This is a genomic window from Methanogenium sp. MK-MG (genome assembly GCF_009914725.1).
GTDB lineage: Archaea > Halobacteriota > Methanomicrobia > Methanomicrobiales > Methanomicrobiaceae > Methanogenium.
In genome coordinates this window covers 1-5,224 of the sequence record NZ_JAAAWJ010000103.1, presented here as the reverse complement: position 1 = coordinate 5,224, position 5,224 = coordinate 1, and the positions used below count along the sequence as shown (strand labels likewise).

Annotated in this window: 7 protein-coding genes; 1 reads left to right on the top strand and 6 read right to left on the bottom strand. The window is 55.0% G+C overall.

Annotated features, from left to right (window positions below; genetic code table 11):
• The 3 genes from MKMG_RS10500 to MKMG_RS10490 all read right to left on the bottom strand — a co-directional run.
• Positions 1-298: DUF86 domain-containing protein (locus MKMG_RS10500; RefSeq protein WP_165077823.1), on the bottom strand; the 298-nt coding region annotated here is incomplete at its 3' end.
• Positions 295-684: a nucleotidyltransferase domain-containing protein gene (locus MKMG_RS10495; protein ID WP_165077822.1), complete on the bottom strand. Its 390-nt coding sequence runs from the start codon at positions 682-684 to the stop codon at positions 295-297. The genes MKMG_RS10495 and MKMG_RS10500, both read right to left, overlap by 4 nt.
• Positions 685-850: 166 nt before the next feature.
• Entirely contained in the window at positions 851-994 is a 144-nt protein-coding gene (locus tag MKMG_RS10490) for a hypothetical protein (protein ID WP_165077821.1), read from the bottom strand.
• A gap of 206 nt (positions 995-1,200) precedes the next feature.
• Between MKMG_RS10490 and MKMG_RS10485 the strand changes: the two genes are divergently transcribed.
• Positions 1,201-2,877, top strand: coding sequence for a DUF6398 domain-containing protein (locus MKMG_RS10485; protein WP_165077820.1), 1,677 nt, complete (start codon positions 1,201-1,203; stop codon positions 2,875-2,877).
• Positions 2,878-2,965: 88 nt separating this feature from the next.
• On the opposite strand, the gene MKMG_RS10480 is transcribed toward MKMG_RS10485, so the two are convergent.
• The 3 genes from MKMG_RS10480 to MKMG_RS10470 form a co-directional block, all read right to left on the bottom strand.
• Complete coding sequence (locus tag MKMG_RS10480) at positions 2,966-3,166, bottom strand: type II toxin-antitoxin system HicA family toxin (RefSeq protein WP_254059170.1); 201 nt, start codon at positions 3,164-3,166, stop codon at positions 2,966-2,968.
• Between the two features lie 19 nt (positions 3,167-3,185).
• Positions 3,186-3,410: a type II toxin-antitoxin system HicB family antitoxin gene (locus MKMG_RS10475; RefSeq protein ID WP_165077818.1), complete on the bottom strand. Its 225-nt coding sequence runs from the start codon at positions 3,408-3,410 to the stop codon at positions 3,186-3,188.
• 262 nt (positions 3,411-3,672) lie between these two features.
• The coding region (locus MKMG_RS10470) for a CoA-binding protein (RefSeq protein ID WP_165077817.1) at positions 3,673-5,224 on the bottom strand (1,552 nt) is incomplete at its 5' end.

The following is a 5,224-nucleotide window of genomic DNA, read 5'->3' as shown; positions in this document are numbered from 1 at the left end:
TCATTGTTTTCAGTATCTGCCGCATCCCGGAACCGAACACGCCGTGCTGCACAAGGTGCTCAAGGATATCCTCATCCGCCCCGGGGATGCCCAGATGAAGGTCAGTATTCAGGATAGCACATATATCAAAGACATTCTCAATCGCATACTCAGTACGTTTGTAGATGCCGTCTTTGATAAGGCCCAGCTGTTTAAATGAATCCGCAGAATCCGGAAGGTTCGTCCGGACCAGTTCAACGCTCTCCGACATCTCCCTGAGTTTGATGCGGATGACGGTGCTCCGGATGGACTCGTTCATACGATCGCCTGCGTGCCGATATAATCATACAGCCGGTGTTTGAATGCATCGAACTCCCGTATCGTTTCAAGGGCCGTATCGTAGAGGAACCGTTCGTCGGGACAGTAGAGGACATGCCCCCGCAGGACCTCCATCCGGACGTAGAGCGGCAGATTCCCAAAGATCTGGATGTCATACCGGTCATCGAACAGTTCGGAAAGCACTGCAAACCGGAACTGTCCCCCCTCCTCGCGGTCCCCGTCGTAGCAGATGCAGAGATCAACATCAGATGTCTCTTTCGCCCGCCCTTCTGCAACGGATCCATAGAGGATGATAAACCGCACCTTATCAAAACCCTCAATAGTCCTGAGCCGTTCGAGTGCACGATGAACAAGTTCCTCTGCCATTATCATCCCGAAAATCCCTCGTCCAATAGGTGGCATCTCTCCTGCATTAACATTTACGCCGGTAACGGGGCGCCCTCCACCTTTGCCGGGAAAGGATAGGCTCCCCTCCTCTCCTGAGGGAGGGCTCATCCGGCACCTGTGTGAAATTGCACGAAAAAAGAGAGGATCATTCCTCGCTGAGCATCGTCTGCGCACACTCGATCATTGAGGCGGCGGCCTTCAGCTTTGTCCGGGATGTTGTATAATCGCCCGTGTCGCATGCCTTTTCTGCCTCATGACAGAGTTTTTCCGCACGTTCTGCTCTGTACATATTGACGATACACGCTCTCTCTTCGGATGTCCCCACCGGAGTTATATGTTTGTGCAGGAACGGTCCCGCCGATCACATTAGCTCCTTTTCTTCCAGGAAGCAGGCAAGCAGGCGTATCTGTTCGGCATCGTCAACAGCCTTCTCCCGGTCCTCCCGGACGGACTGAAAACAGATATCTTAAATCAGTCCCTGAGAAAGAAGCCCTAATGATACCGCGGAAGCGCCCCGGCACCTGTCTGTTGTGCAGGACAGCGGTGGGGAAGAAAGGAGCCCGGCGGCACCTTGATGACTGCCTCTCTTCATCGGGATGGCCTGAAGGATTATCTCCCTCATACATCATCAGGATAGATGGCAGACGTGACCCGTCCTCATGGATGTTCGTTCTCGCAAAACACGATGCGCAGTTCAGTGACCTTGATCACCTGCTGCGGGATGTATGGATGGGAGGCGACGATGAAGATGAATACAGTTCCTTCATCATCGGTGGCGTGACCTACGTAGACGTTGAAACGGACAAGAAGATCCCGCTTGTCAATAGGATAGAGGAGGGGCAGCTCTTTTACTATGCATATGACATTGGCGCCCCGACGGAAGTCAGGCTCAAAGTGGTGGCTACAACATCCGTGATGCCCCCGGAGGGGCCGTGTTGTCTGATCGCACGAAACCTCCATGTGCTACCCGAATGCTGTATCTGCGGGGATGACGCAGAATTTCGGGCGGTTGATCCGGATGATTTCATTTCTGGTGAAGATGATGACGCCGGGCAGCACTACTGCCGGGATTGTCTCAGGCACTTTGACAGTGCATTAATCCGCCCTATCGCAAACTCTCCGCGAACTGAAGCATGTTTCCGTTTGGACGATATGGAAGCTGCACTTAACTGGTATCCTCCGGGATGGGAGATGAGTGATCTAATCTCTGACAATATGCGTGAAGTCATGGAGTTCGCTCAGGAACTGCCCGATGACCATGTAAGCCTGAGTGAACTGTTCTCCACGGATGACGATGTGGTCGCGATGGAACAGGCGGCCCGCGCCGATGTCGGGGATGAAATCGATGGTTTCCTTGCGGAAGAAGCAGCCCATGGTGAGGATGTCAATCTTTCAGAAGAGATTGTGTCGGCATTCTGCATCATCCTGTATGGAATCTATGAGACTGGTATCGAGGACTGGGATGCAGCGCTTTTGCGCAGAATTCTCGTTGAGGATATGGTGGGAAATCCACATGCCACGGATGAATGGGCGGAGCATTTCGTCCCCGTCTGCTGTCGGTTCCTTGCATACGCGGAGACTGTCGGGAGAGATGTGAATGCGGCAGCACTGATCACCGCACTCAGGGAAGCAGAACCGGAGTTTCTTATGGAGGTGGAAGACAGTCCGTATCTCCCGGACGTGGACGATCTCATCGGGGATGGGGGGCTCGCAGAACCGGGATCCGGTGTGGACAATGCTGTCTCTGATCTGATATTTTCCGCCATGTCGGAGATCATCTCAAGGGGCGACAGGGATGTGGATTCGGATAAATTACGGTCCTTCATAGAGGATTCACTGAAGGAAATGAGGGCCCACAATATCATGATCGTCGAGGGATGTGAGGAATTCTGCGTCCGGATGGACAACGAATCCATGGCGGAGCGCTGCAGGGAGATCGTGAGTGATCTTTTTTTCCACCCGGATGTGCCCCTGACACAGGGAAGTGCGCCGCTCTGTAGCGGGGCTATTGTCTATGTGGCATGTCAGGAGGAGGGGTGTGCCGGACAGTCCGGGGAATGGTCGGCCATGGAACGGGAGATCTGTGAATACTTTAATATCAGGCTTCTGTCTCTCCTTTCACAGGCATCTGTTGTGAAAAAGTGTCTTGCGGAGGGCCCTGATACTGACTGACAGGAGGAATGTGATCCCCTCTTTTTCGCTTCATTCGGCCCGTTCCTTTGTGATCCCTCTGGACTGATTCGCCAGATCACCAATGAAATCATCGCAACAGATCAAACAGGTCTTCTTTCATGATGCAATTCCACTGCGACACCTTTGTAATGATATCATTGAGTGTGCCTTTTGCAATCTCATCATGCAGGGGAATGGTAATCCGGTGTTCTCCTGCCGCCGTCATTTTAGCCATCTGTACATGACTGCCCCGCTGTCGCAGAACGGCATATCCAGGTGAATTGAGCACCTTTAACAGTTGTGGCCCACTAACAACCGGAGATTTTGGCAACGGAACCAACCTGAAATTCAGTCAGGGAAACAACCGTGATCTGCTCCCCTGCTTCAATATCTTCTTCAAAATGCAATTCCGCTGCATCATTAATATTTCCGATGAGTTCATCAGGCGTTCTGCCCTGTGTGAAGATATCAACCCCAATGCCACGGGCGCACCAGCACTCACCATCATAATAGATATCGAATTTTATCAGCATTCCCTGTGAACCCCCCTCAGTTTATTCTCATTGGATTTGTACAAATATAAACATATTCTGGCTGTGGGTTCCCCAGGTATTTTTCTGTATACAGATGCTTCTCAGGGGTAGTTCACGTGGGTCCGTACAACGTGGGCGGAATCAGTCTGTCATGTGTCCCGAAATTCTCAGCTGCGGTTTTCTCATCTGCTTATGAGCAAGGGAGGGACCCCCTACCTGCAGCCTTCCCCCATGTGTGATGTGAGTCATAACAGGAGGGATGCTATGCTCTTTCGTGTTTCAGCTCTTCTTCCCTTCTTACGGCTGCACCTGCGGCCCGGAAGGCGTCTTCCATCTCCTCAAAGTTCGGGATGTCCGCCTCCCGGAGGACCCGCACGCCTGCTGCCATGCTCTCCCCTCCAAGCAGGCATCCGACGACCATCCTGTCGGTGTGCCGGGAGAACCGTGCCATCTCGGTTGCAAGGTGGACCGGGTCAATGATTGACGTCGGCACCGATACGACGAATGCAATGTCCCACTCATCCTGGTGGCGGATGAGGGCGTCAAAGGTCAGCGCAAACCGGTGAACCCCTGCGTCCCCCACCATGTCAACCGGATTCCGGCGGCTCCAGCCTTCCGGCATGAAGGCGTTCAGCCCGGAGAGCAGGCTGTCTGAGAAGGGGACGATCCGTATGCCATGCTGCTCTGCATAATCGGATGCGAGGACACAGAATCCGCCGGCACTGGATATCACAACGGCACGGTTCCCCTGCGGGTAGCCTTCCGACCCCAGCAGCATCGCGAGGCTGAAGGCATCCGAGAGGTTATGCGCCATGATGATGCCTGCCTGCCGGAAGGCGGCTTCGTATACCTCGTAGCTGCCGGCAAGAGAACCGGTGTGGGAGGCGGCCGCCTGCTGTCCCACAGCAGAACGGCCCGCCTTGATAGCGATCACCGGTTTAATTCTGGTGATCTTCGCTGCCTCTTCAAGAAACCGCCTGCCGTCGCGGATCTCCTCTATGTAGAGGACGATGGTGCGGGTGTATGCATCTTCTGCTGCGAGGCGGATGTAGTCGACAAAGTCGATATTGGTCTGGTTGCCGACCGAGAAGACGGCGGAAAAGCCGATATGGCGCGAAAGGCTCCAGTCAACGAGCGTGGTGATGATGGCGCCGCTCTGTGATATGAAGGCGGTGTGCCCGATTTTGGGTGATTTCGGGTCGAAGGTTGCGTTCAGGGAGAGGCGGGGCACCTGCAGGCCGAGGCAGTTGGGGCCGGTGTAGCGGATGCGGTATTCCTGTGCAATTTTCTCTATCTCCTGTTCTAAAAGCGCACCCTCTTTGCCTGCCTCCCGGAAGCCGGAGGTGATGATGACGGCAAGCGGTATGCCGCGAATGCCTGCATCTCTCATCACCTGCGGGACGATGGTGCCGGGGACCGTGATGATCACCGCGTCCGGCCGTTCGGGGACGTCTGCAAGGGAGGTGTAGACGGTCCTGCCGAGGATCTCTCCGCCTTTCGGGTTCACCGGGCAGACGGTGCCGCTGAAGGTGAGCAGGTTCCTGAGGACAGCGTAGCCTATTTTCTCCGGGTTTGCCGAGGCACCGACGAGGGCGATGCGCGAGACTGCAAAGAGGTCTTTCGGGAGAGGGGGGCGGGCCGGTGCCGGCGCAGGTGCAGGCGGGCCGGTAAGGATTCTGGCGTCCACCGCACAGAGGCCGTCTGTATAGAGGATGATGGGGTTGATGTCGAGTTCTGCCACCTCCGGATGGTCGGCGAAGAGGGCGGATGCTTTTCGGATGGCATCGCTGAGTGCTGCCTCGTCAAGCGGGGCG

Bases quoted from the DNA above. Each gene is read 5' to 3' on its own strand.
- MKMG_RS10485 (WP_165077820.1), top strand. From the start codon at position 1,201: ATGATACCGCGGAAGCGCCCCGGCACCTGTCTGTTGTGCAGGACAGCG.
- MKMG_RS10490 (WP_165077821.1), bottom strand. From the start codon at position 994: ATGTACAGAGCAGAACGTGCGGAAAAACTCTGTCATGAGGCAGAAAAG.
- MKMG_RS10475 (WP_165077818.1), bottom strand. From the start codon at position 3,410: ATGCTGATAAAATTCGATATCTATTATGATGGTGAGTGCTGGTGCGCC.
- MKMG_RS10495 (WP_165077822.1), bottom strand. From the start codon at position 684: ATGGCAGAGGAACTTGTTCATCGTGCACTCGAACGGCTCAGGACTATT.